Annotated in this window: 24 protein-coding genes; 7 read left to right on the forward strand and 17 right to left on the reverse strand. The window is 66.3% G+C overall.

What is annotated here, in order from left to right; translation table 11 throughout:
* Positions 1 to 16: 16 nt before the first annotated feature.
* Positions 17 to 982 carry an RcnB family protein gene (locus EQZ23_RS16055; protein WP_240663620.1) on the reverse strand — a complete coding sequence of 322 codons (966 nt, stop codon included), beginning with the start codon at positions 980 to 982 and terminating at the stop codon, positions 17 to 19.
* 334 nt (positions 983 to 1,316) lie between these two features.
* Positions 1,317 to 1,862, reverse strand: a complete 546-nt coding sequence (locus EQZ23_RS16060; protein WP_128455395.1) for a (2Fe-2S)-binding protein — start codon at positions 1,860 to 1,862, stop codon at positions 1,317 to 1,319.
* Between the two features lie 106 nt (positions 1,863 to 1,968).
* Here EQZ23_RS16060 and EQZ23_RS16065 point away from each other — a divergent pair, with 106 nt between their 5' ends.
* Positions 1,969 to 3,261: a sugar MFS transporter gene (locus EQZ23_RS16065; RefSeq protein WP_128455396.1), complete on the forward strand. Its 1,293-nt coding sequence runs from the start codon at positions 1,969 to 1,971 to the stop codon at positions 3,259 to 3,261.
* Between the two features lie 69 nt (positions 3,262 to 3,330).
* Here the strand turns inward: EQZ23_RS16065 and EQZ23_RS16070 are convergent, their stop codons facing one another.
* The 4 genes from EQZ23_RS16070 to EQZ23_RS19885 form a co-directional block, all read right to left on the reverse strand.
* Complete coding sequence (locus tag EQZ23_RS16070; protein WP_128455397.1) at positions 3,331 to 4,464, reverse strand: CaiB/BaiF CoA-transferase family protein; 1,134 nt, start codon at positions 4,462 to 4,464, stop codon at positions 3,331 to 3,333.
* Between the two features lie 73 nt (positions 4,465 to 4,537).
* A complete protein-coding gene (locus EQZ23_RS16075; protein ID WP_128455398.1) occupies positions 4,538 to 5,722 on the reverse strand; it encodes an acyl-CoA dehydrogenase in 1,185 nt (394 codons plus the stop codon).
* Positions 5,723 to 5,800: 78 nt separating this feature from the next.
* Positions 5,801 to 6,127 (reverse strand): hypothetical protein, encoded by a 327-nt coding sequence (locus EQZ23_RS16080; protein ID WP_240663621.1) that lies wholly within the window; start codon positions 6,125 to 6,127, stop codon positions 5,801 to 5,803.
* Positions 6,124 to 6,300 carry a hypothetical protein gene (locus EQZ23_RS19885; RefSeq protein ID WP_164913470.1) on the reverse strand — a complete coding sequence of 59 codons (177 nt, stop codon included), beginning with the start codon at positions 6,298 to 6,300 and terminating at the stop codon, positions 6,124 to 6,126. Before EQZ23_RS19885 ends, EQZ23_RS16080 begins: the two co-directional genes overlap by 4 nt.
* Positions 6,301 to 6,415: 115 nt before the next feature.
* Between EQZ23_RS19885 and EQZ23_RS16085 the strand changes: the two genes are divergently transcribed.
* Positions 6,416 to 7,048, forward strand: coding sequence for a S24 family peptidase (locus EQZ23_RS16085; RefSeq protein ID WP_240663622.1), 633 nt, complete (start codon positions 6,416 to 6,418; stop codon positions 7,046 to 7,048).
* 117 nt (positions 7,049 to 7,165) lie between these two features.
* Here the strand turns inward: EQZ23_RS16085 and EQZ23_RS16090 are convergent, their stop codons facing one another.
* From EQZ23_RS16090 to EQZ23_RS16130, 9 genes are all read right to left on the reverse strand, one after another.
* Positions 7,166 to 8,080, reverse strand: a complete 915-nt coding sequence (locus EQZ23_RS16090; RefSeq protein WP_128455399.1) for an SDR family NAD(P)-dependent oxidoreductase — start codon at positions 8,078 to 8,080, stop codon at positions 7,166 to 7,168.
* A gap of 96 nt (positions 8,081 to 8,176) precedes the next feature.
* Positions 8,177 to 8,521 carry a hypothetical protein gene (locus EQZ23_RS16095; protein WP_128455400.1) on the reverse strand — a complete coding sequence of 115 codons (345 nt, stop codon included), beginning with the start codon at positions 8,519 to 8,521 and terminating at the stop codon, positions 8,177 to 8,179.
* A 116-nt stretch (positions 8,522 to 8,637) separates the two neighbouring features.
* Positions 8,638 to 9,330, reverse strand: a complete 693-nt coding sequence (gene phoB, locus EQZ23_RS16100) for a phosphate regulon transcriptional regulator PhoB (RefSeq protein WP_055873047.1) — start codon at positions 9,328 to 9,330, stop codon at positions 8,638 to 8,640.
* On the reverse strand, positions 9,330 to 10,019 hold the full coding sequence (phoU, locus tag EQZ23_RS16105) for a phosphate signaling complex protein PhoU (RefSeq protein WP_128455401.1): 690 nt from the start codon (positions 10,017 to 10,019) through the stop codon (positions 9,330 to 9,332). The genes phoB and phoU overlap by 1 nt, the downstream gene beginning before the upstream one ends.
* A 14-nt stretch (positions 10,020 to 10,033) precedes the next feature.
* Positions 10,034 to 10,813, reverse strand: a complete 780-nt coding sequence (pstB, locus tag EQZ23_RS16110; protein ID WP_128455402.1) for a phosphate ABC transporter ATP-binding protein PstB — start codon at positions 10,811 to 10,813, stop codon at positions 10,034 to 10,036.
* Entirely contained in the window at positions 10,813 to 12,111 is a 1,299-nt protein-coding gene (gene pstA, locus EQZ23_RS16115) for a phosphate ABC transporter permease PstA (RefSeq protein WP_128455403.1), read from the reverse strand. The genes pstB and pstA overlap by 1 nt, the downstream gene beginning before the upstream one ends.
* Complete coding sequence (gene pstC / locus EQZ23_RS16120) at positions 12,104 to 13,480, reverse strand: phosphate ABC transporter permease subunit PstC (RefSeq protein WP_128455404.1); 1,377 nt, start codon at positions 13,478 to 13,480, stop codon at positions 12,104 to 12,106. Before pstC ends, pstA begins: the two co-directional genes overlap by 8 nt.
* 217 nt (positions 13,481 to 13,697) lie before the next feature.
* Complete coding sequence (locus tag EQZ23_RS16125) at positions 13,698 to 14,726, reverse strand: substrate-binding domain-containing protein (RefSeq protein ID WP_206364300.1); 1,029 nt, start codon at positions 14,724 to 14,726, stop codon at positions 13,698 to 13,700.
* 87 nt (positions 14,727 to 14,813) lie between these two features.
* Complete coding sequence (locus EQZ23_RS16130; RefSeq protein WP_128455406.1) at positions 14,814 to 16,040, reverse strand: ATP-binding protein; 1,227 nt, start codon at positions 16,038 to 16,040, stop codon at positions 14,814 to 14,816.
* Between the two features lie 200 nt (positions 16,041 to 16,240).
* Between EQZ23_RS16130 and EQZ23_RS16135 the strand changes: the two genes are divergently transcribed.
* Complete coding sequence (locus EQZ23_RS16135) at positions 16,241 to 16,996, forward strand: SDR family oxidoreductase (protein ID WP_128455407.1); 756 nt, start codon at positions 16,241 to 16,243, stop codon at positions 16,994 to 16,996.
* Between the two features lie 48 nt (positions 16,997 to 17,044).
* Here the strand turns inward: EQZ23_RS16135 and trmB are convergent, their stop codons facing one another.
* Positions 17,045 to 17,725, reverse strand: coding sequence for a tRNA (guanosine(46)-N7)-methyltransferase TrmB (gene trmB, locus EQZ23_RS16140; protein ID WP_128455408.1), 681 nt, complete (start codon positions 17,723 to 17,725; stop codon positions 17,045 to 17,047).
* A 65-nt stretch (positions 17,726 to 17,790) separates the two neighbouring features.
* On the opposite strand from trmB, the gene EQZ23_RS16145 reads away from it, so the two are divergent.
* The 4 genes from EQZ23_RS16145 to EQZ23_RS16160 all read left to right on the forward strand — a co-directional run bounded on the left by EQZ23_RS16145 (position 17,791) and on the right by EQZ23_RS16160 (position 20,900).
* Positions 17,791 to 18,648: a formate/nitrite transporter family protein gene (locus EQZ23_RS16145; RefSeq protein ID WP_128455409.1), complete on the forward strand. Its 858-nt coding sequence runs from the start codon at positions 17,791 to 17,793 to the stop codon at positions 18,646 to 18,648.
* Complete coding sequence (locus EQZ23_RS16150; RefSeq protein WP_128455410.1) at positions 18,648 to 19,277, forward strand: phosphatase PAP2 family protein; 630 nt, start codon at positions 18,648 to 18,650, stop codon at positions 19,275 to 19,277. Before EQZ23_RS16145 ends, EQZ23_RS16150 begins: the two co-directional genes overlap by 1 nt.
* Before the next feature lie 95 nt (positions 19,278 to 19,372).
* Positions 19,373 to 19,657, forward strand: coding sequence for a hypothetical protein (locus EQZ23_RS16155; RefSeq protein ID WP_128455411.1), 285 nt, complete (start codon positions 19,373 to 19,375; stop codon positions 19,655 to 19,657).
* Positions 19,658 to 19,790: 133 nt separating this feature from the next.
* Complete coding sequence (locus EQZ23_RS16160; protein ID WP_128455412.1) at positions 19,791 to 20,900, forward strand: AI-2E family transporter; 1,110 nt, start codon at positions 19,791 to 19,793, stop codon at positions 20,898 to 20,900.
* A gap of 303 nt (positions 20,901 to 21,203) precedes the next feature.
* Here EQZ23_RS16160 and metK read toward each other — a convergent pair whose 3' ends face one another.
* Positions 21,204 to 22,421: a methionine adenosyltransferase gene (gene metK / locus EQZ23_RS16165; RefSeq protein WP_128455643.1), complete on the reverse strand. Its 1,218-nt coding sequence runs from the start codon at positions 22,419 to 22,421 to the stop codon at positions 21,204 to 21,206.
* Between the last annotated feature and the right edge of the window lie 17 nt (positions 22,422 to 22,438).

Below are 22,438 nucleotides of genomic sequence, written 5' to 3' on the forward strand. Positions count from 1 at the left end.
GATCTTGGCGTTAAGTCTACCAGAAGATGTCGTACACCGTGTCGACCACGCGCCCGCTGTCGAGATCGACCAGCAGCGCGTCGTTGTAATAGCGCACCCAGCGATACGGGCCGTACGCGTCGGGCAGGCGATAGGTATACGGGTCCTGAATCCAGTAATTCTGGTTGTAGAGGATGCTGTTCAGCGAGAAGCCGACTCCGAAGCGACGATAGCCCGACCCCCAGCCGCTCGGCGCGTAATAGCGGGGGAGGCGATAGGCGCCGCGGTTCGACGCGCGGTAGTTGCTCCAGGCGTAGCGGTTGTCGGTGCGCCAGCCGCGGTTCCAGGCCCCGCCCTGATTGAAGCGGCCCTGATTGAAGCGCCCCCTGTCGTAGCCGCCGCGGCCATAGCCTTGCGCGGTGCCGTACGTACGGTTCGGCTGGCGGTTCTGGTAGCCGTCACGACCTCCACGCCAGTCGCCGCGGTTGTCGGTGCGTCCATCATTCCGCCAGTCGCGCTGGCGATCGTTGCGGTCGAACTGGCCGCGGTCCGCCTGCTGGTTACCGCGATCGCCGCCCGGGCCGAAACCGGGGCGACCCTGGCCGCGGTTCCAGTCGCCGCGATTCTGGTCGGCCCTGTTCTGGTCGGGCCGGTTCTGGCCGTTCCAGCCTTGGCCGTTGCGATTCTGGCCGTTCCAGTCGGGACGGTCACCGCGGACCTGGGCCTGCTGCCCCGGGTCCGCGCGCTGCGGGCGCTGGGCCTGATCGGGAGCGACCGGACGCTGTTGCTGGAACGCCTGGCCGTTCTGACGCGGGCCACGATCGCCGCGGTCACCGCGATCGGGGCGTGGGGCACGCTCCTGACGCAGGCCATCGCGCGGGCCGCGATCGCCACGGTCGCCGCGATCCCGCTCGACCTGCTGTGCGCTGGCGGTGCTCGCCATGAGCGTCGCCGGCACCAAGGCCGAGGCCGCCATCAACAGTTTCAGAAACTTGCCCGTCATCGCCGTGGTCCTCGACTGCCGGCGCACGAGCCGGCTCCTATGATGGATCGTGTCTAGGCGGTGCGGCGTGTGGGGACGCTGAATGGGTTCGTCAGCGATCCGACAGGATTGGGGGGCTCGGGTTTCAAGCGCGCTCGATTTTGGCACCTCCCGGCGGAGGCCGGGGCCCAGTTTGGGGACGTCGCTAACGGAAGTCGGCGCGTCATTATTGCCACCTCTCCAACTGGGCCCCGGCCTCCGCCGGGGCGGTGAGAGAGGGTGTAGGATGCGGTGGTCCACGTCTCGCGCCCCTCCCTGTTCTCCCGCCTTCGCGGGAGAACAGAATACCACGCGATCATCGCGCCGGCGGCGGCACCAGTGCTGGCACGAGCCGTGCCGAGTCCGCCGGATCGATCCCAGGACGCGGCCCGGCAGGGATCACCTCTTCCCCCCGCATCGCCCGCCCGGCGCGCTGGATCGCCTCCACCACCCGCGGATACACCCCGCACCGGCACAGATTGGTGATCTGTTCGCGGATCACCGCCTCGCTCGGGTCGGCATTGCGCTTCAGCAACGCGGCGGCGGCCATCACCATGCCGGGAATGCAGAAGCCGCATTGCGGGACGGCCTCGGCGATGAAGGCCAACTGCACCGGGTGGTTGCGTTCGCGCGACAGGCCTTCGATCGTCGTGACGTAGCTGCCCTCGATCGAGCCGATCGGCACGCGGCAGCTGCGCACCGCGCGTCCGTCGATATCGACGGTGCACGCGCCGCAATGCCCCGTCCCGCAGCCATATTTGGTGCCCGTCAGGTTCGACGCATCGCGCAACGCCCAGAGCAAGGGGGTCTCCTTGTCGAGCTTGTATTCGATCGGCGCGTTGTTGACGGTAAAGCGGCTCATGGGCGGCGTCCTAGCGTGTCCGCGCGGATCGCACCAAGCAGCATTGCCACGCAGCAGCGCGGCGGCTTATGTCGCGCGCAATAATACCGCGAGAGGGCGCTACACGATGCACGTCGATACCAAATCCACCGCAGCAGCCGGGGGCGACGCCAGCCACGGCTATGACGCGCCCGACCTGCGCGTGTTCGTGTTCGCGCTGTTCTTCATCTTCGGCGGCATCACCTCGCTGAACGACATCATCATCCCGAAGATGAAGGAGCTGTTCACGCTCGATCACGCGACGTCGATGCTGGTCCAGTCGGCGTTCTTCCTCGCTTATGCGCTGTTCTCGATCCCCGCCGCGGCGATCGTGCGGAAAGCGGGCTACATGCGCACCGCGTCGATCGGCCTCGTGACGATGACCGCTGGGTGCCTGTTGTTCATCCCGGCGGCGGGGCAGGCGAGCTTCGAGATGTTCCTGTTTGCGCTGTTCGTGCTCGGCGCGGGCATCACTGTGGTTCAGGTCGTCGCCAACCCGCTGATTTCGGCGCTCGGCCACCCGAAGTCGGCGTCGAGCCGGCTGACCTTCGCGCAGGCGTTCAACTCGCTGGGCACCACCATCTTCCCGTATGTCGGCTCGGCGCTGATCCTCGGCGGGCTGGCGACGGTCGATTCCTCGAAGCTCACCGGCGCCGCGCTCGACGCGTACCGGACCGAGTCTTCGCGCACGGTCGTGCACACCTATATCGGCCTCGCGATCGCACTGCTGATCGTCGCCGCGGTCGTGTGGACGCGTCGCAACCGCCTGCAGGAAGAGCAGGACCAGACCGGCAGCATCTTCCATGCGTTCACGCTGCTCAAGCGCCCGCGCTTCGCGATGGGGACGGCGTGCATCTTCCTGTACGTCGGCGCCGAGGTCGCGGTCGGTTCGCTGATCGTCAATTACCTGATGCAGCCGAGCGTGATGGGCCTCAGCGACGTCGCGGCGGGCAAGCATGTGCCGTTCTACTGGGGCGGCGCGCTCGTTGGCCGGTTCATCGGTGCGTACGTGTTGAACAAGGTGTCGCCGGGCAAGGTGCTCGCGGGTGTCGCGACGGGGACGCTGGCGCTGATCCTGATCTCCGCGAATACCGAGGGCGCGGTATCGGGCTGGGCGTTGCTGGCGATCGGGTTGATGAACGCGGTGATGTTCCCGACGATCTTCTCGCTGGCGTCCGAAGGTCTCGGCAAGCGCGCGGCCGAAGGGTCGGGCGTGATCGCAACGGCGATCGTCGGTGGCGCGATCATTCCGTATCTGACGGGCGTGTTGGCGGACAGCTCGGGCAGCCTGCACTTCGCGCTGCTGCTCCCGGCGATCTGCTATGCGCTAATCCTGGCCTATGGCTTGTATGCGCGGAAGCCGGTGGTGGCGGTCGCGTAGCAAGAAGACTGCTGCCCCCGCGAAGGCGGGGGGGCCAGACTGGGTCCCCGCCTTCGCAGGGACACATGCCTAGCCGGTAGACCCGAGCATCGGCGCGGCGCGGCCGGTCGCCAGGTCGGCATCGGAGAAGCGGATCGGCGTGCGCAGGCCGGGGACGGTCGACCCGTCAGGCCTCTCCGCGTCGATCTGCATCCCCCGCGCGACGACCTGCGGATCCTCGAAAGCCTGTGCGACGGTGTTGATCGGCCCTGCCGGCACCCCCACCGCCTCCAGCCGCGCGAGCAACTCCAGCTTGGGCACCAGAGACGTCGCCGCTTCGATCCCGGCGAACAGGATGTCCTTGAACGCCAAGCGCCCGGCGTTGGTCGCGAAGCGCGGATCGTCGCGCATCCCGGGCAAGCCCAGCGCATCGCAGAAGCGCCGGAACTGGCCGTCATTGCCGACCGCGAGGATGAACCACCCATCGCTCGTCGGGAAAACCGCATACGGACACACGTTCATATGGCCATTGCCGACGCGCGTCGGCGACACGCCGCTCGCGAACCAGTTCATCGCCTGGTTCGCGAGCACACCGGTCATCGTGTCGAGCAACGCCATGTCGATGTGCTGACCGCGGCCGGTGCGTTCGCGCATCGCCAGCGCCGCCTGGATCGCGATGACCGCATAGAGCCCGGTCATGATGTCAGCGAAGGCGACGCCGATCTTTTGCGGCGCTCCGTCGGGCTCGCCGGTGAGATCCATGATCCCGCTCATCCCCTGGACGATGAAGTCGTAGCCGGCGCGAGGCGCGTACGGTCCGTCCTGACCAAAGCCGGTGATCGAGCAATACACCAGCCGCGGGTTGGTTGCCGCGAGCGTGGCGTAGTCGAGCCCGTATTTGGCTAAGCCGCCGACCTTGAAATTCTCGATGACGACGTCGGCATCGGCGATCAGCGCGCGGACGGTCGCTTGGCCCTCGGGAGTGGTGAAGTCGGCGACGACCGATCGCTTCCCGCGGTTGGCGGCGTGGAAATAGGCGGCATCGCGGGTGCCGTCGGGGTTGTCGATGAACGGCGGGCCCCAACTGCGGGTGTCGTCGCCGGCGGGGCTTTCGATCTTGACGACGTCGGCGCCGAGATCGGCGAGCACCTGCCCCGCCCAGGGGCCGGCGAGGATGCGCGCGAGTTCGACGACCTTCAGGCCGGTGAGGGGGGTATCTTTCAACCTTGTTCTCCCGCGAAGGCGGGAGCCCAGTCTGGGTCCCCGCCTTCGCGGGGAAACAAGCTTTTGCCGTCGATCAAAACGCAGCGATACCCGTGATCGCACGGCCAAGGATCAGCGCATGCACATCATGCGCGCCCTCGTAGGTGTTGACCGTCTCGAGGTTCATCATGTGACGCATCACCTGATATTCCCCTGAAATCCCGTTGCCGCCATGCATGTCGCGGCTCATCCTCGCGATATCGAGTGCCTTGCCGACATTGTTGCGCTTGACGATCGAAACCATCTCCGGCGCGAACCGGCCCTCGTCCATCAGGCGACCGACGCGCAGACTCGCCTGCAGCCCGAGCGCGATCTCGGTTTCCATGTCGGCCAGCTTCTTCTGGTACAGCTGGCGTCCGGCGAGCGGCGTGCCGAACTGGTTGCGATCGAGGCCGTATTGCCGCGCGGCGTGGAAACAGAACTCCGCCGCGCCGAGCGCACCCCACGAAATCCCATAGCGCGCACGGTTGAGGCAGCCGAACGGACCCTTCAAACCCTGCACGTCGGGCAGCAACGCGTCGTCGCCGACCTCGACTTCGTCCATCATGATCATGCCGGTGATCGACGCGCGGAGCGAAAGCTTGCCCTCGATCTTGGGCGTCTCGAGCCCCTTCATCCCGCGTTCCAGGATAAAGCCGCGGATGGCGCCGCCATGCTCGTCGGACTTCGCCCAGATCACGAACACGTCGGCGATCGGCGAATTGGAAATCCACGTCTTCGCGCCCGAGATGACATAGCCATTGGCGGTCTTCTTCGCGCGCGTCGTCATGCCGCCGGGATCGGAGCCGGCATCGGGTTCGGTCAGCCCGAAACAGCCGATCCATTCGCCGGTCGCGAGCTTGGGCAGGAACTTGCGCTTCTGGTCCTCGGACCCGAACGCGTTGATCGGGTACATGACGAGGCTCGACTGCACCGACATCATCGAGCGATAGCCGGAGTCGATCCGCTCGACCTCGCGCGCGACCAGACCGTAGGCGACATAGGAGGCGCCGACGCCGCCATATTCCTCGGGGATCGTCGGCCCGAGCAGGCCAAGCTCGCCCATCTCGCGGAAAATCGCGGGATCGGTATGCTCGTTCTGGAACGCGTCGATGATCCGCGGCGCCAGCTTGTCGTCGGCATAGGCCTTCGCGCTGTCACGGATCATGCGTTCGTCTTCGCTCAACTGATCGTCGAGCAAAAACGGATCCGCCCAGTCGAACTTGCCCATGCCGGCCATCGTCATCTCCTTCGTTGACCGCCGACTTCGTGTCTCGGGGGCCGAAAGTCCACCCCCCACGGCCATGGCGCGCGCGGATTACGCATCGATCAGCGTCAACACCGCGAACGCGACATGCGTCCGGCCGTCGACCGTCTCGACCCGATCGACGGCCAGATCCGCCACGAAGTGACCGCGCATCATGAACTCGGCATCGGGCAACGCGTCGATCCACTCTCGAAGACCGGGTACGGGATCGGCGGCGATCGTCAGCCGGTGCTGCGTGCCGACGAACGTCGCGCTGGCCCAGGGCGTGCACACGATCGACTCGACGTGGATCGTCACGTTCGCCGCGGTCGCGCAGGTCCGCAGCGCGCGGATCAGCAGCGTGCCGGCATCGGGACCGCGGAGCGCGTCCATCCTCATGCCCTGTCCGCCGCGATGAACGACTCGATTCTGGCGACCATCGGCGCACGCGGCTGGCGACCGCGGCGCAGGTCATGGACCAGCCGCGGATCGCCGACCGACAGCCGCCCGAACTTTGTCATCGGCATGCCGGTCTGCCGCAGATATCGATCGATCTTCATGAGAACGGACATGGTCGCTCCTTCCGGGTCCTGGCTCGAGTCCTTCGCCCGAGTCCTCGGCCTGTGTTCCTGATCTGTTCTGCGAAATCCTACTTGTCTAGGAAATTTCCTACGCTAGGGTCCGGGGGTGTCCAGAACCGTATCCGATTCCGATCCGAGACGCGCACTGGCGACGCTTGCTGCGGCGCGTGGCGACAGTCTGGCCGCGCTGTCGGCGATGCTCGGGCGCAATCCGGCGTATCTCCAGCAATATGTCCAACGCGGCTCGCCCAGATTGCTAGGCGAACGCGATCGGCGGTTGCTGTCGGACTATCTCGGGGTGAGCGAGATCGTTCTTGGCGCGCCGCCGGCGCGCGCGGCGGGGTTCCGGGTCCCGAAGCTAGACGTCGCGGCCTCCGCAGGACCAGGCGCACTGGTCGACGGCGAGATCGCGCTCGGCACCGACACTCTGGATCCCGGTCTGGCGCGGCGGTTGGGATTGAAGGACGGGCAGGCGGCCATCATCCGCGTTCGCGGCAGTTCGATGGAGCCGGGGCTGTTCGACGGGGATCACATCGTGGTCGACACCGCGAACCGGACGCCGCGCGCGAAGGGCTGCGTTTTCGTGATCCGGATCGACGACGCGGTGATGGTGAAGCGCGTGGCGTCGGTCGATGGGGCGCTGGTGGCAACCAGCGACAATCCGGACGCGGCGGCGGTGGCGGAGGGCGCGATCGTCGTGATCGGCCGCGTCGTGTGGCAGATGCGCGAGCCGCGGTAGGACGGCGCGCGGCATGTGTTCGTTGCTTACCTGTTCTCCTACGGACGCAGGAGCCCAGGGTTACGGGCGGTGGCACTCGAGGTCCTAGCCCCCCGCTTTCGCGGGGGAACGGGAGGCTCAGCGGCCCTGAAGCTTGCCCAGGATACTCATCGACTGTTCCGAGCCCGATTGTGGCACGATCTCGCCCGTGCGGTCGATGATCGCGTCCCAGTTTGCGGCGACGCCTTCGACCGACAGATCGTCACCCGTCAGCAAGGTGCCCTGCGTCAGCGTCACATAGGCCGCCTGGAACACGCCGGCACCGGCGCCGACGATCATGTTGGTCGGCGCGTCCTCCGAGACGAGGAACACCGCGGCGGGGGCAACCTTGTCGGGGGAGAAGGCCTTGAACGCTTCCTCGGGGAAGATGTCCTGCGTCATGCGCGTGCCTGCGGTCGGGGCGATCGTGTTGACCTTGATGTTGTTCTTCGCACCCTCGATCGCGAGCGTCTTGGTCAGTCCGGCGAGGCCGAGCTTGGCGGCGCCGTAGTTCGCCTGGCCGAAATTGCCGTAGAGCCCCGTCGACGACGCGGTCATCAGGATGCGGCCGTAATTCTGCCCGCGCATCGTGTCCCACACGGCCTTGGTGGCGTTCGCCGAGCCATTGAGGTGGACGTCGACGACGAACTTGAAGTCGGCGGGCTCCATCTTGGCGAAGCTTTTGTCGCGCAACACGCCGGCATTGTTGATCAGGATGTGGACGCCGCCCCATTTCTCGGTGGCATGGGCGACCATCTCGACCATCTGGTCGTAATCGGTGACGCTGCCACTGTTCGCCATCGCCTCGCCGCCGGCTGCTTCGATTTCCTCGACGACTTTCAGTGCGGCGTCGGAATGGCCGGTGCCATCGCGCGAGGCGCCGAGATCGTTGACGACCACCTTCGCGCCGCGACGGGCGAGTTCGAGCGCATATTCGCGGCCGAGGCCACCGCCGGCGCCGGTGACGATCGCAACGCGGCCTTCGAAGGATATAGATCCAAAGGTTTCAGACATGGAAAAGGCGCCCCTCTCTTATAGTTGGAGCGCCTTTCCTAGAACGTAAAGCGGAAGGTGCAAGCGGCGGATCATACCACCGCCGCACCGTTCAGATTACTTGCCGCCGCGGTTGCGGCAGCCGTCCGTGACCGTCTTCGAGCAGACCGGATATTCGGCCGGTGCTGGCGTCGGCGGGGTTACCGTTGGCTGACCGAACGTCACGCCACCCGCGGGTGCCGCCATCGGTGCGGCTGGCGGTGCCATCGGCGCTGCCGACGGGTCGGCGGGTGCCATTGCCGGATCTGCGGGCGGTGCCGGCATTGCGGGGTCGGCCGGCGCAGTCTGCATGGCCGGATCGGCGGGAGCCGCCTGCATCGCGGGGTCAGCAGGCGCTGGCGTGGTCTGTGCGATCACGGGCGTCGCGAGGAAAGCTGCGGCGGCGAGAAGAATGGTCTTCATACGAATCTCCTAAATGGGTGCACCATTTTGGTAGCGCGACGTCTGAACGCACTAAGTCGTGCTTGGGTCCTTCGTTTCGCATCCGATTCCATTCGCCCTGTCGCGGGACGGAGTCTTTATCCGCCCGTATCGAGCGAATAGCCGGCCGAACGGACGGTGCGGATGATGTCCGGACGCTCGCCCACGTTGATCGCCTTGCGCAGACGCCGGATGTGGACGTCGACCGTGCGGCTCTCGATATCGGAGTCGTGGCCCCATACCGCGTCGAGCAGTCGCTCGCGCGAGAACACCCAGCCCGGATGCTCGAGGAAATGCTTGAGCAGGCGGAATTCGGTCGGTCCGAGCGACACGACCTCGCCCGAGCGGCGGACCTTGTGGCCGACCGTGTCCATCTCGATGTCGGCGTAGCTGAGCGCCTCACCAGCGAGGGCAGGGCGGACGCGGCGCAACACCGCGCCGACGCGGGCGACGAGTTCGCGCGGCGAGAAGGGCTTGGTCACGTAGTCGTCCGCACCGGTTTCGAGCCCGCGGACCCGGTCTTCTTCCTCACCGCGTGCGGTCAGCATGATGATCGGCACGTTCTGCGTCTCGGGTGCGCGGCGCAGGCGACGGCAGACCTCGATCCCCGACAGCCCCTCGACCATCCAGTCGAGCAGGACGATATCGGGCACCTTCTCCTTGGCGAGCAGCAAAGCTTCCTCGCCGTCGGGAGTGTGCGCGATCTCGAAATCCTCGCGCTTGAAATGCCAGACCAGCAATTCGGCGAGGGCGGCGTCGTCCTCGACCAGCAGCATTTTCGCGCGTGCCATTATGCTTGCTCCTGCTTGATGCCGCGTTCGCGGTCGACCATCTGCGTGCCGGTCGCGGCGAAATACACCATCTCGGCGACGTTGGTCGCGTGATCGCCAATCCGTTCGAGGTTTTTGGCGACGAACAGCAGGTGGGCGACCTGGCCGATCGTCCGCGGATTCTCGACCATGTAGGTCACGAGCGTGCGGAAGATGCTGTCGTAGAAATCGTCCAGCGCATTGTCGCTCTCGACCACGCGGACGGCTTCCTCGGCATCGCGCGCGGCGAACGCGTCGAGCACGTCGTGGACCATCTCGCTCGCCATCCGGCCCATCGCGGGCAGGATCGAGATCGGCTCGATCCGGTGTTCGCTCTCGATCATCGGCACGCGCTTGGCGATGTTCTTGGCGTAATCGCCGATCCGCTCGACGACGCCGGCGATCTTCAGCGCGGCGACGACCTCGCGCAGGTCGACTGCCATCGGTGCGCGCAACGCGATGATCCGCACCGCGAGGCGCTCGACCTCCGCCTCGATCATGTCGATCTGCTTGTCGGCCGCGCGCACCTGTTCGGCGAGCGCGAGATCGTTGCGTTGCAGCGCCTGCATCGCCTTGTCGATCGCGTCCTCGGCGAGCCCGCCCATCTGCGAGATCAACCCGCGCAGCTCGCCGATATCGTTGTCGAAGGCCTTGACCGTATGCGTGTTCATGCGTGGTCCTCCACTCAGCCGTAGCGGCCGGTGATGTAATCCTTGGTCCGCTCTTCGCGGGGATTGGTGAAGATGTCGGAGGTGTTGCCGTATTCGACCAGCGTGCCGAGGTGGAAGAACGCGGTCTTCTGGCTGACGCGCGCGGCCTGCTGCATGTTGTGCGTGACGATCACCATCGCATAGCGGCCGCGCAGTTCGTGGATCAGCTCCTCGATCTTGGCGGTCGCGATCGGATCGAGTGCCGAACACGGTTCGTCCATCAGGATGACTTCGGGATCGACCGCGATCGCGCGGGCGATGCACAGCCGCTGCTGCTGGCCGCCCGACAACGCGGTGCCGCTGTCGGTCAGCCGGTCCTTGACCTCGTCCCACAGGCCCGCTCGGCGCAGCGACTTCTCGACGATCCGGTCGAGATCGGCCTTCGCGCCCGCCAGCCCGTGGATGCGCGGGCCGTAGGCGACGTTCTCGTAGATCGACTTCGGGAACGGGTTCGGCTTCTGGAATACCATGCCGACGCGGGCGCGGAGCTGCACCACGTCCATGTCAGGGGAATAGATATCCTGGCCGTCGAGCTTGATCTCGCCGGTCACGCGCGCGCTGGCAACAGTGTCGTTCATGCGGTTGAGCGTGCGCAGGAAGGTCGACTTGCCGCAGCCCGACGGACCGATGAACGCGACCACCTCGTCCTGGTCGACGTCGATCGACACGTTATCGATCGCCAGCTTGCTGCCGTACGCGACGGAGACGTTGCGCGCGGTCATTTTCAGGACCGGCGTCTTCGGTTTGGAATTCATCACCAGCGTGTCTCGAATCGGTTACGGAGGTAGATCGCGACGCCGTTCATCGCGAGCAGGAAGACGAGCAGGACGATGATCGCGGCGGACGTCTTCTCGACGAAGCCGCGGCTGACCTGGTCGGACCATAGGAAGATCTGCACCGGCAGCACGGTCGCCGGATCGTTCAGGCCCGAGGGCGGCGCGGCGATGAACGCGCGCATGCCGATCATCAGCAGCGGCGCGGTCTCGCCCAGCGCGCGCGCCATGCCGATGATCGTGCCGGTGAGGATGCCGGGCAGCGCGAGCGGCAGGACGTGGTGGAACACGACCTGGACCGGCGATGCGCCAACGCCGAGGGCTGCATCGCGGATCGACGGCGGTACTGCCTTGATCGCGTTGCGTCCGGCGATCACGATCACCGGCATCGTCATCAACGCGAGCGTTAGCCCACCGACGATGGGGGCGGAGCGCGGCATGCCGAACGTGCCGAGGAACACCGCGAGCCCGAGCAGGCCGAAGATGATCGAGGGGACCGCCGCGAGGTTGTTGATCGACACCTCGATCAGGTCGGTCCAGCGGTTCTTCGGCGCATATTCCTCGAGATACAGCGCCGAGAGCACGCCGATCGGGAAGGCGAGCAACAGCGTGACGATCATCGTCAACAACGATCCCTTGAACGCACCCCAGATGCCGACGCGGGTGGCGTCGGTCGAATCGGCGGATGTCAGGAAGCCGGTGTTGAACCCGCGCGACAGCACGCCGCGCGCGGTCAGGCGCGCATAGATCGCCTCGGCTTCGTTCGTGCCGACACCCTTGGCGGCGATGTCGATCGGGCTCGACACGGGCACCTCGAACACGGTCTTGCGCTGGAGCAGCGACGGATCGGCCTTGATCGCGTCGCGCACCACCGCCCAGGCGCCGTCGGACAACAGGTCTGCGCCATCCTTGCCGTAGGCGGTGCTCGCGGCGGCCAGGACGGTGCCTTCGAGACCGGCGCCAGCGAGCGCGAGATCGGCGCCGCGTCCGGCCAGCCGCGCGGGCTCGATCGGCAGCTTCGCGGCGGCGAGATCGACCGGGAGCGCGACGCGCGTCTCGACAAAGCCGCTCGCGCCCTGGCTGAGCATCGAGAACAGCAGGAAGGCGAGGAAGGCGGCGGACAGCCATACCGCGGCGAGACCGGCGAAACGGAAGCGGCGCTCGGACGCGTAACGCCGGCGGATGCGCGACTGCATCGCCTGCGTCGTCCAGTCGGTCGGCACGCGGCGCACCGGCTCCGCGCCGCTGGTCGGCAATGTGGGAACGAGCGTGTCAGTCATAGGCTTCGCGGTACCGTTTGACGACGCGGAGCGCGACGATGTTGAGGAGCAGGGTAACGACGAACAGGGTCAAGCCCAGCGCGAATGCGGCGAGCGTCTTGGGGCTGTCGAACTCCGCCTCGCCGGTCAGCAGGTCGACGATCTGCTTGGTGACGGTGGTGGTGCTGGCGAACGGGTTGAGCGTCAGCGTCGCGACACCTGACGCCGCCATCACGACGATCATCGTCTCGCCGATCGCGCGCGATACGGCGAGCAGCACGCCGCCGACGACCCCGGGCAGCGCAGCGGGCAGCAGCACGCGGCGGATCGTCTCGGACGAGGTCGCCCCCATCGCCAGACTGCCGTCGCGCATCGACGAGGGGACCGCGGCGATCGAATCGTCGGCCATCGAGGAAACGAACGGGATGATCATGATGCCCATCACCAGCCCTGCGGCCAGTGCGCTTTCGGACGACGCCCAGCTGATCCCGATCGACACCGCGAGGTCGCGCACTGCAGGCGCGACCGTCAGCGCGGCGAAATAGCCGTAGACGACGGTCGGCACGCCCGCGAGCATCTCGAGGATCGGCTTCATCCACTTACGCGTGGTCGGCTTGGCATATTGCGTAAGGTAGATCGCGCTCATCAAACCAAAGGGAATAGCGACGATCATCGCGATCACCGCGCCGATGAAGAACGTCCCCCAGAACAGCGGCACCGCACCGAGCGACGCACCCGGATCGCGCGCGTCGATCACCTGCGGGCTCCAATGCGTGCCGAACAGGAAGTCGGTGATCGGCACGACCGAGAAGAACCGCACCGACTCGTACAGCAGCGACGCGACGATGCCGACCGTGGTGAGGATCGCGATCAGCGACGCGCCGAGCAGCGCGAGCATCACGACGCGCTCGATCTGCGTGCGGGCGCCGAAGCCGGGTTTGACGCGGGTGAACGCGAACGCGCCGCCGGCGAACGCAAGCAGCAACGCGAGCGCGGTCGCGATCCAGTCGTAGCGTGACTGCGCGGCGGCGTAGGACGGCGCGAGCGTGCGCGCGAGCCCGTGGAACGCGCCGAAGCTGCGTCCCTCGGCGAGGCTGCGCGCTTCGGACAGGATCGAGGCGCGGTCGAAGCCGGGCGGGGGGAGCTGCATCGCCGCTGGGGTCGCGAGGACCGCGTCGGTGACGAGCGCGGGGGCTGTCATCGACCACACCACGAGGAACACGAGCGGCGGGATCGCGGTCCACAGCGCGACGTGCCAGCCGTGGTGCGCAGGGAGCGAACTGAACCGCGCGGTGCTGAGCGCACGGAAACGGGTGGCGCGAACGCGTGCGGTGAGCCAGCCGATGAGGCCGAGGCCGGCGACGAGGAAGAGGAGCGCGATGGCGGACATTAAGACGTTTGTCCGTCCATAAACACCACCCCGGCGGAGGCCGGGGCCCAATTGGAGAGGTTGAGGTAGGGGAGCGCAGCATCAGCCAATGGAGCGTTGCCCAATTGGGCCCCGGCCTTCGCCGGGGTGGTGGTGATTTGCTGCGCGGACTTCATTGCAAAATACGTGGTATTCCGCGTTTGCAGGGGAGCTGCGAAAAGGGTGGACGAGAAACCCATCACGACAACACCGCCGGATCCAGCACCGTCTCGTTGGCGATGATCGCCGCCGAGCGCGCCTGGATCTCAGCCGGCGCCGCAATCAGCCCGCGCTTGACCAGCGGCCCGGTCACGCCCCAGTTCGCCGCGTACAGCTTCAGCAGATTCCGCAGACCCGGAATGGCCGTCAGATGCGCCTTCTTCACATAGATATACAGCGGCCGGGACCCCGGATACGCATTGTCCGCGATCGACGCGTAGGTCGGCGCGACGCCCGAGATCGACACGCCGTTCACGTCGTCCTTATTCTCTTCGAGATAGCTGTAGCCGAACACGCCGATCGCGTTCGGGTTGGACTGCAATTTCTGGACGATCAGATTGTCGTTCTCGCCCGCATCGACATAGACCCCGTCCTCGCGGACCCGCGTGCAGAGCGCCTTGTGCGCATCCGGATCCGATTTGGCGAGCAGCTTCGCGGTGGAATCGCTGTCCTCGCATCCCTTGGTCAGGATCAGCTCGGCGAGCGCGTCGCGCGTCCCGCTGGTCGCCGGCGGGCCGTAGACCTGGATCGGCACCGCCGGCAGCGTCGGGTTCACGTCGCGCCAGACGCGCGCGGTGTTCGGCTTGCCGCCCGGATTGGCGGCCAGCGCCTTGTAGAGATCGGTCGGCGTCAGCTGCATCTTGGGGCCGTTCTTCGCCTCGGCAAAAGCAATGCCGTCGATCCCGACCTGGATTTCGAGGATGTCGCGGACGCCGTTCTTCGCGCAATCCTTATACTCGCTCGCCTTCATCCGTCGCGACGCGTCCTCGATATCGGGATGCCCCGCGCCGATCCCGGCACAGAACAGCTTCATCCCCGCGCCGGTGCCGGTCGATTCGATCACCGGCGCCTTCGCATCGGGGTCGTTCGCGACGAGCTGCTCGGCGATCATCGTCGTGAAGGGATAGACCGTCGACGATCCGACCGCGGTGATCTGGTCGCGCGAGCCCGCGCCGCCGCCGTTCGCCTGATCGACGCACCCCGCCAGCGCGCCCGGCACCACCACCATCAGTCCTAGAAGAGCGTAACGCTGCACCCGAATTCCCGTCATCCACCGCCCATAGCGGCGCTAAGACGATCCTGTGTGACAGTACGGTTACCCTTTTATGACACCGGCTTTTGGCGCGAGTCCGCTCGGGGGGAGAATGACGGACACAGTGGTCCCGACGCCGACCTGGCTGGCGATGTCGAGCCGGCCCCGGTGGCGTTCGACGATATGCTTGACGATCGCGAGGCCGAGCCCGGTACCGCCGAGCGACCGGCTGCGGCCGGCGTCGGCGCGGTAGAAGCGCTCGGTCAGGCGGGGGATATGCACGGCGGCGATGCCGTCGCCCTCGTCGCGGATCGACAGCCGGATCATCCCGGCCTCGTCGCGCTTCAGCTCGACCGTCACGGGTGTTCCCGCGCGCCCGTATTTCATCGCGTTGCCGATCAGGTTGTGGAGCATCTGCGACAGCTGGACTCGGTCGCCCGACACCGGGGCCAGATCGTCGGCGATCGTCGCCGCCAGATCGCGTCCGCGAACGACCGCCGCCTCCGCCAGCTCCTCGCAGGTATCCTCGACGAGTTGCGCGAGATCGACCGCGCTGTCGGGCAACCGGAACTTTTCCGCCTCGATCCGGCTGAGCGAGATGAGGTCCTCGACCAGCCGCAGCATCCGCCGCGCCTCGTCGTCCATCACCTTCAGGAAGCGCGCGCGGACCTCGGCATCTTCGCCCGCCTCCTCGCGAAGCGTCTCGATAAAGCCGAGGATGGACGCCAGCGGCGTGCGCAGTTCGTGGCTGGCATTGGCGACGAAATCGATCCGCATCCGCTCGGCGGCGTAATTGCCGGTCTGGTCAATCAGGTGGACGATCCGCTGGCCGTCCGACGCCTCGCCGAGCCGCATCTCCCAGCGCTGATCGCGCGTGCCGAGCCCGACCAGTTCGATCGGTCGCTCGCCGTCGATCGGCCCGGGCGTGCCGAGTCGCTCGGCGGCGGCCGGATGGCGGATCGCGACGCGGGCGTCCTCACCCAGGATATGCGCGCCGAGCAACGTCCGCGCGGCGCGGTTGGCGAGCGTTACCCGCCCGTCCTGGACCAGCAGCACCGGCGCGACGATCGCATCGAGCACGTCGTCGAGCACCGAGGACGTCGCGGTAGTCGTATCGGTCGGGGCAGGGGCCTCATCGCCCGTTCCCGCCGCGACCAGCGCCGCCGCGATTCCGCCGACCAGCGCCACGATCGCCCCCTGTACGTCGCGCGTTATGACGAACACCGCCACGGCCGCGACGACGACGACGACGATCGCCCAGAACGTACGCAGGCCAAATCCCGATAGCATGGCATTTCCTCAGCACGGGGACGGTGCTCGCCCCGCAGACGGCGTTCTTTAAGGCGGATCGGCGAGCGGGGTAATCACCAATCCGTCTCGCCGACAATGCACGGGTTGCCCCCTTCGGTGACGCGCCGATCTTTTGCCGCCCACCTTTCCTCAGGCCCATGGCCGCCTACATGGGCACCGACAGATACAGGAGCGAGCGCATGAAGCGGACCGGTAACACCATTCTCATCACCGGCGGCGGCTCGGGCATCGGCGAAGCGCTCGCCCAGCGGTTCCACGATCTCGGCAACACCGTCATCATCGCTGGGCGTCGACAGGACGCGCTCGACACGGCGATCGAAGGGCGCGTCGGCATGCATGCGGTGACCGTCGATGTCGAGGACCCCGCGGCGATCACCGCCTTCGCCAGGACGGTGACCGAGCGTTTTCCCGCGCTGAACGTGCTGATCAACAATGCCGGCATCATGCGACGCGAGACGGTCGATACCGCGCGCGATCTCGCGGATGCGGAGGCGATGATCGTCACCAACGTGTTGGGGCCGATCCGGATGATCGACGCGCTGGTCGATCATCTCGTGGCGCGTCCGGATTCCGTGATCGTCAACGTCACGTCGGGGCTGAGCTTCGTGCCGTTGACCGTCGCGCCGACCTATTCGGCAACCAAGGCGGCGGTGCATTCCTACACGATCTCGTTGCGGGAGGTGCTGAAGGGCAAGGTCGAGGTCATCGAACTCGCGCCACCGGGCGTGCAGACCGAACTGACGCCGGGCCAGGCGACGCGGCCCGGCTATCAGCCGCTCGAGGAGTTTGCGGACGAGGTGCTCGCGCTGTTCGAGGCAGAACCGACCCCCGCCGAGATTCTGGTCCAGCGCGTTCGCCCGCTACGCTTCGCCGAGCGCGACGAGCAGATGGACACGCTGCTCGCCAAGGTAAACGCCGCGGCGAACCCCGAATAACAACAAACCGCGACGCCCTCGACCGCAATCGAGGGCGGCGCGTTCCGATCAGACACGCAAATAGCGGTAATACCAGACCTCGTGGCCCTGCCGCCTTGCCTTGCGTTCGTACCGCGTCTCGGGCCAGTCGTCGGGGCGCGTCAGGAAGTCGTGCGGGGTCCGCGCCTGCCATTCGAAATCGCGGCGCGCGTTCATGATCATCATCGACCAGCGGCAATAGGTCGGATCGTCGGTCCCTAGCCGGAACTCGGCGCCCGGTTTCAGCTTGGCGGCGATCGTATCGAGCGGACCGTGGTTGACCATGCGGCGCTTGGCATGGCGCGCCTTCCGCCATGGATCGGGATGCAGCAGGTACAGTCGGTCGAGGCTCGAGTCGGGCAGGCGCTCGATCACTTCCAGCGCATCGCCCATGTGCAGCCGCACGTTGGTCAGTTCGCCGTCGCGGATGTGCGCGAGCGCGCCCACGACGCCGTTCAGGAACGGTTCGCAGCCGATGAAGCCGACGTCCGGGTTTGCCGCGGCCTGTCCTGCAAGATGCTCGCCCGCGCCAAAACCGATCTCGACGTGCAGCGGACGGTCTTCGCCGAACAGCGTCATGGCGTCGATCGGGCCTTCCTCGGGCACGGACAGGTCGGCGAGCGTTTCTTCGACGAGCGCGGCTTGGCCCAGACGCAGCTTGTGGCCCTGGCGACGGCCATAGAGGCGGCGGATAACAGAAGGATCGTTCATCGCCGCGTGCCCTAGCGGTGCGGGACGCCGGAGCAAAGTCCCTTGCGAGCCGTTGCATGTCCGTAATGGCCCAAACACACCCCTCCGCAACGCCCGATCCCACCGGATCCAAAGAGGACGACGTCGACGCGCTCAAGTCCGCCGATGCCAAGGACCTCCACCAGGCTGTCCGCGAGGAGGGCGAAGACGAACTCGATCGACCGATCTCGTCATTGTTCTTCTCGGGGCTCGCGGCGGGCATGGCGATCGCCAGCTCGTTGATCGCGGAGGGCGCGCTTCATGCAGCACTCCCCGACACACCGTGGCGATCGATGATCGTGTCGTTCGGCTATCCGATCGGATTTCTCGTCGTGGTGCTGGGCCGGATGCAGCTGTTCACCGAGAGCACGATCACCGCGATGCTGCCACTGGTGACCAAGCCCTCGGGCTGGGCATTGCGACGGACACTGAGACTATGGGGCGTCGTGCTGGGCGCCAACCTGGTCGGGACGGCGCTGGCCGCGGGTATGATCGCAGCGGGTCTGCTCGGCGGCAGCGAGCTCCGCACCGCGATGATCGAGGTGTCGATGGACATCACCAAACTCTCGGCCGGCGCGACGTTCGTCAATGCGATCCCCGCCGGGTTCATGATCGCAATCCTCGCCTGGTCGCTGCCCAATGCGCGCGACCAGTCGTTCCTCGTGATCTTTGCGATCACCTACGTCGTCGCGATCGGCGCGTTCAGCCATTCGGTCGTCGGATCGGTGGAGGCATGGCTGCTGCTGTTTTCCGGGAAGGTGGCCATCGTCCAGGCGCTCGGCGGCCTCATGGTACCGGCGATCCTCGGCAACTTGCTGGGCGGTGCGGGGTTGTTCGCCCTGCTGGCGCATGCACAGGTGCGCGGTGAAATGAGCAGCCACAAACCGGGGCGGGAGAAGAGCTGATGGGTGAGATCAAGCAGGCGGCAAAGTCCGTGGAAAAGGCGGATCGCGCCCTGACGCACAAGGCCGCCGCGCACCGCGACGAGCCGATCGTCAAGGCGACCGGCTTCCTGGCCGAGATCGGCGACCAGCCACAGCTCGTCGCAACCTCGCTCGGCACGGTCGTGATCGGCTTGGTCGCGCGCCGTCCCGACATGATCCGCGGCGGCGTGCGGATGTTCGCGGCGCATGCGGCCGCGACTTTCGTAAAATCGGCGATCAAGAGTTCGATCGATCGTACGCGCCCCGAAAAGGCGATCGAGGATGGCAAGGCGCGGTTCGAGACCGGCGACAGCGACGACCACGAGCAGACCTCGTTCCCGTCGGGCCACACCGCCGGCGCAGTCGCGGTCGCCCGGGCTGCCGCGCGCGACATCGACGGGGCCGGGGCGCCCGCCGCGTTGGTCACCGGCGTGGTCGCCGCGGCGCAACCGCTCAACGGCAAGCATTACCTTTCGGACCTCGTCGTCGGCGCGGCGGTCGGCTGGATCGCCGAAGCATTGGTCAGCGCGGTGTTCGATCGCGTCGCCCCGGTGATCGAAAACGCCGCGACGGAGACGCTGCCCCTGCTCGACGCTCCAGCTAGGGGCTGATTACACAGGATTTTTTTCGTCGGACATGGTTGAGCATGGAACCGTTACGAGGCCGTGACGGTTTGCGACCTCGTCATAACAGGGAAGTCCGTATCATGAAGAAACTCGCCATCGCCACGCTGATCGCCGCCATCGCACTCCCGCTCGCAGCCTGCGGCGGCAAGGGTGACGACAAGCTTGGCAGCCAGGTCGAGGCCGCCGGTGAGAACCGCGCCGATGCGCTCGAAGCTACCGCAGACAACCTCGAAGATCGTGCCGAAGAGGTCCGCGACAACGCGGAGCGCCAGTCGGACGCGATCGACGATGCCGACGTGAACGCACAGGCGATGCCACAGGCGCAGAAGGACGCCCTGGTCAACGGCAGCGAAAAGCTCCGCTGATCTTCTAGGCGCACAGTCGCGCCAGCGTCGGGGCCGCCTTCCGGTAAACGCCGGGGGGCGGCTTTGACGTTTGGAATGGCTGGATTTAAATGGCCCGGCTCGACCGGTCGATACGACGACGAGGAACACGGCAATGATCGACAGGCGTCGGCTGGAAACGGGGGGCTTCATCACCTTCCTGGTGGCGATCACTATAGCGTTGTGCGTCGTCGTCTCGTCGTTCGCGGCGGCCTTGCTGTGGAGCGCGCTGGCGGCGATCCTGTTCCAGTCGCTATATCAGTGGCTGCTCAAGCGCTGGCCGGAACGCCGCAATCTCGCCGCCGCGCTGACGTTGCTGATCATCTTCGTCGCAGTCATCGTCCCGACGTTGTTCATCGGCAGCCTGGTGGTCGACCAGTCCGCCTCGGTCTATGCCAAGTTGCAGAGCGGGCAGATCAACTTCGGCGCATATTTCCAGCAGATTCACGACGCGATGCCGAACCGGATCCAGGGTGCGCTCGACAAGGCCGGGCTGAACAGTTTCGAACAGGCGCAATCGCGCGTGTCGACCATCCTTGGCAACAGCGTCCGGTCGATCGCAGGGCAGGCTCTGTCGATCGGTCGCAATGCGGCGGCGTTTTTGCTGTCGTTCGGCGTCGGTCTGTACGTGACCTTCTTCCTGCTTCGTGATGGTGACAAGGTGGGGCCGGCGATCCGCCGCGCGCTGCCGTTCGAGCATTCGGTGGCGGAGAAACTGGTCGACAAGTTCGTCGCGGTGGTCCGCGCCACGATCAAGGGATCGGTGATCGTCGGGCTCGTCCAGGGTGCGCTCGGCGGCCTGACGTTCTGGCTCGTCGGCGTACCGGCCGCGTTGCTCTGGGGCCTGCTGATGGCGCTGACGTCGCTGTTGCCGGCTCTGGGCCCCGCGATCGTGTGGGTGCCGGTCGCGGTGTACCTGCTGGCAACGGGTGCGATCTGGCAGGGCGTGGTGGTGATCGTCTCGGGCGTGGTGGTGATCGGCCTCGCTGACAACATCCTGCGTCCGATCCTGGTCGGCCGCGACACGGGCATCCCGGATTACGTCGTGCTGGTGACGACGCTTGGCGGGATCGAGATGGTCGGTCTCAGCGGCATCGTCGTTGGCCCGCTCGTCGCGGCGCTGTTCCTGACGGCCTGGCAGATCCTGACCGAGCAGCGGCACGCTCAGCGGAGCGAGCCGGCACTCATTCCTTCGCACTCCACCGACCCCGTTCGTCCTGAGTAGCTGCTGAGCTTGTCGAAGCGGCGTATCGAAGGAGGGTTGTCGTGCAGCTTCGACATGAGCCTCGCTCTATAACCCTCTCCCCTCGGGGAGAGGCAGGGACCCGCACGGCGAAGCCGGGTGGGAGGGTGAGGGTGAGCGAGGCTCGGTGCTTTTCCCCAAAGCCTCTCACCCTTCCGTTGCCAAGCGGCGCCTCTCCCCGACGGGGCGAGGAACTGGGTTAAGCTCAGTTCGCAACAACATAAAAAAGCCTCCCGCGGACTGGTCCGCGGGAGGCTTTTTCGTATCCCCAAAGGGGCGTCGCTATCAGGCGACAGCAGCCTTCAGCGCATCGACCAGATCGGTCTTCTCCCAGGTGAACGTTTCACCCTGTGGCTCGCGACCGAAGTGACCATAGGCCGCAGTCTTCTTGTAGATCGGCGCGTTGAGCTTGAGGTGCTCGCGGATGCCCTTCGGCGTCAGGCGAACGAGCTTCGGCAGGACCGCCTCGAGCTTGGCTTCCTCGACGGTACCGGTGCCATGCGTGTCGACATACACCGACAGCGGCTCGGCGATGCCGATCGCGTAGCTCAGCTGGATCGTGCAGCGACGGGCGAGGCCGGCCGCGACGACGTTCTTCGCCAGATAGCGGGCGACATACGCAGCCGAGCGATCGACCTTCGTCGGATCCTTGCCCGAGAATGCGCCGCCGCCATGCGGGGCTGCGCCGCCGTAGGTGTCGACGATGATCTTACGACCGGTGACACCGGCGTCGCCGTCTGGGCCGCCAATTTCGAACTGGCCGGTCGGGTTGATGTAGATCGCGGTCTCGTCGGTGATGAAGCCGTCGGGCAGAACGTCCTTGAACACGCCCATCACATAGTCGCGCAGCACCGCGTACTTGGCGGAATCGGCGTTGTCACCCTTCTCGCAATAGCCCGGTGCGTGCTGCGTCGAGACGACCAGTGCGGTCGCGCCGACCGGCACTTCGTTCTCGTAGGACAGCGTGACCTGGCTCTTCGCGTCGGGCTCGAGGAACGGCGCGGCACCCGAATGGCGGTCTTCGGCCATCTTGGCGAGGATCTTGTGGCTGTAATACAGCGTCGCGGGCATCAGGCCCGGGGTCTCGTCGGTCGCGTACCCGAACATGATGCCCTGGTCGCCGGCGCCCTCGTCCTTGTTGCCGCTCTCGTCGACGCCCATCGCGATATGCGCGGACTGGCCGTGGAGGTTGTTCTCGAAACGGAACGTCTCCCAGTGGAAGCCGGTCTGCGCGTAGCCGATTTCCTTGACGGTGTTGCGCACCGCAGCCTCGATCTCTTCCAGAACGCCATCGGCCCACTGGTCGTTCTCGTAGATGCCCTTGCCGCGGATTTCACCGGCGAGGACGACGAGCTGCGTGGTCGTCAGCGTCTCGCAGGCGATCCGCGCCTCCGGGTCCTTGGCGAGGAACAGGTCGACGATCGTGTCGCTGATCTGGTCGGCGACCTTGTCGGGATGGCCTTCAGAGACCGATTCGGAAGTGAAAAGGAAGGATTTGCGCATGAAGGCCTCTTGGTCAT

The organism is Sphingomonas sp. UV9, from assembly GCF_004101245.1.
Lineage (GTDB): Bacteria > Pseudomonadota > Alphaproteobacteria > Sphingomonadales > Sphingomonadaceae > Sphingomonas.

What these genes read in the sequence shown, in the direction of transcription:
- phoB (WP_055873047.1), bottom strand. Translation starts at nt 9,330, where the DNA reads ATGGCACGCGCGAAAATGCTGCTGGTCGAGGACGACGCCGCCCTCGCC.
- trmB (WP_128455408.1), bottom strand. Translation starts at nt 17,725, where the DNA reads ATGAACGATCCTTCTGTTATCCGCCGCCTCTATGGCCGTCGCCAGGGC.
- EQZ23_RS16065 (WP_128455396.1), top strand. Translation starts at nt 1,969, where the DNA reads ATGCACGTCGATACCAAATCCACCGCAGCAGCCGGGGGCGACGCCAGC.
- phoU (WP_128455401.1), bottom strand. Translation starts at nt 10,019, where the DNA reads ATGAACACGCATACGGTCAAGGCCTTCGACAACGATATCGGCGAGCTG.
- EQZ23_RS16130 (WP_128455406.1), bottom strand. Translation starts at nt 16,040, where the DNA reads ATGCTATCGGGATTTGGCCTGCGTACGTTCTGGGCGATCGTCGTCGTC.
- EQZ23_RS16075 (WP_128455398.1), bottom strand. Translation starts at nt 5,722, where the DNA reads ATGGCCGGCATGGGCAAGTTCGACTGGGCGGATCCGTTTTTGCTCGAC.
- EQZ23_RS16090 (WP_128455399.1), bottom strand. Translation starts at nt 8,080, where the DNA reads ATGTCTGAAACCTTTGGATCTATATCCTTCGAAGGCCGCGTTGCGATC.
- EQZ23_RS19885 (WP_164913470.1), bottom strand. Translation starts at nt 6,300, where the DNA reads ATGTCCGTTCTCATGAAGATCGATCGATATCTGCGGCAGACCGGCATG.
- EQZ23_RS16150 (WP_128455410.1), top strand. Translation starts at nt 18,648, where the DNA reads ATGGGTGAGATCAAGCAGGCGGCAAAGTCCGTGGAAAAGGCGGATCGC.
- EQZ23_RS16125 (WP_206364300.1), bottom strand. Translation starts at nt 14,726, where the DNA reads ATGGTGGTGGTGCCGGGCGCGCTGGCGGGGTGCGTCGATCAGGCGAAC.
- EQZ23_RS16095 (WP_128455400.1), bottom strand. Translation starts at nt 8,521, where the DNA reads ATGAAGACCATTCTTCTCGCCGCCGCAGCTTTCCTCGCGACGCCCGTG.
- EQZ23_RS16145 (WP_128455409.1), top strand. Translation starts at nt 17,791, where the DNA reads ATGGCCCAAACACACCCCTCCGCAACGCCCGATCCCACCGGATCCAAA.
- EQZ23_RS16160 (WP_128455412.1), top strand. Translation starts at nt 19,791, where the DNA reads ATGATCGACAGGCGTCGGCTGGAAACGGGGGGCTTCATCACCTTCCTG.
- EQZ23_RS16135 (WP_128455407.1), top strand. Translation starts at nt 16,241, where the DNA reads ATGAAGCGGACCGGTAACACCATTCTCATCACCGGCGGCGGCTCGGGC.
- EQZ23_RS16080 (WP_240663621.1), bottom strand. Translation starts at nt 6,127, where the DNA reads ATGAGGATGGACGCGCTCCGCGGTCCCGATGCCGGCACGCTGCTGATC.
- pstB (WP_128455402.1), bottom strand. Translation starts at nt 10,813, where the DNA reads ATGAATTCCAAACCGAAGACGCCGGTCCTGAAAATGACCGCGCGCAAC.
- metK (WP_128455643.1), bottom strand. Translation starts at nt 22,421, where the DNA reads ATGCGCAAATCCTTCCTTTTCACTTCCGAATCGGTCTCTGAAGGCCAT.
- pstA (WP_128455403.1), bottom strand. Translation starts at nt 12,111, where the DNA reads ATGACTGACACGCTCGTTCCCACATTGCCGACCAGCGGCGCGGAGCCG.
- pstC (WP_128455404.1), bottom strand. Translation starts at nt 13,480, where the DNA reads ATGTCCGCCATCGCGCTCCTCTTCCTCGTCGCCGGCCTCGGCCTCATC.
- EQZ23_RS16060 (WP_128455395.1), bottom strand. Translation starts at nt 1,862, where the DNA reads ATGAGCCGCTTTACCGTCAACAACGCGCCGATCGAATACAAGCTCGAC.
- EQZ23_RS16055 (WP_240663620.1), bottom strand. Translation starts at nt 982, where the DNA reads ATGACGGGCAAGTTTCTGAAACTGTTGATGGCGGCCTCGGCCTTGGTG.
- EQZ23_RS16155 (WP_128455411.1), top strand. Translation starts at nt 19,373, where the DNA reads ATGAAGAAACTCGCCATCGCCACGCTGATCGCCGCCATCGCACTCCCG.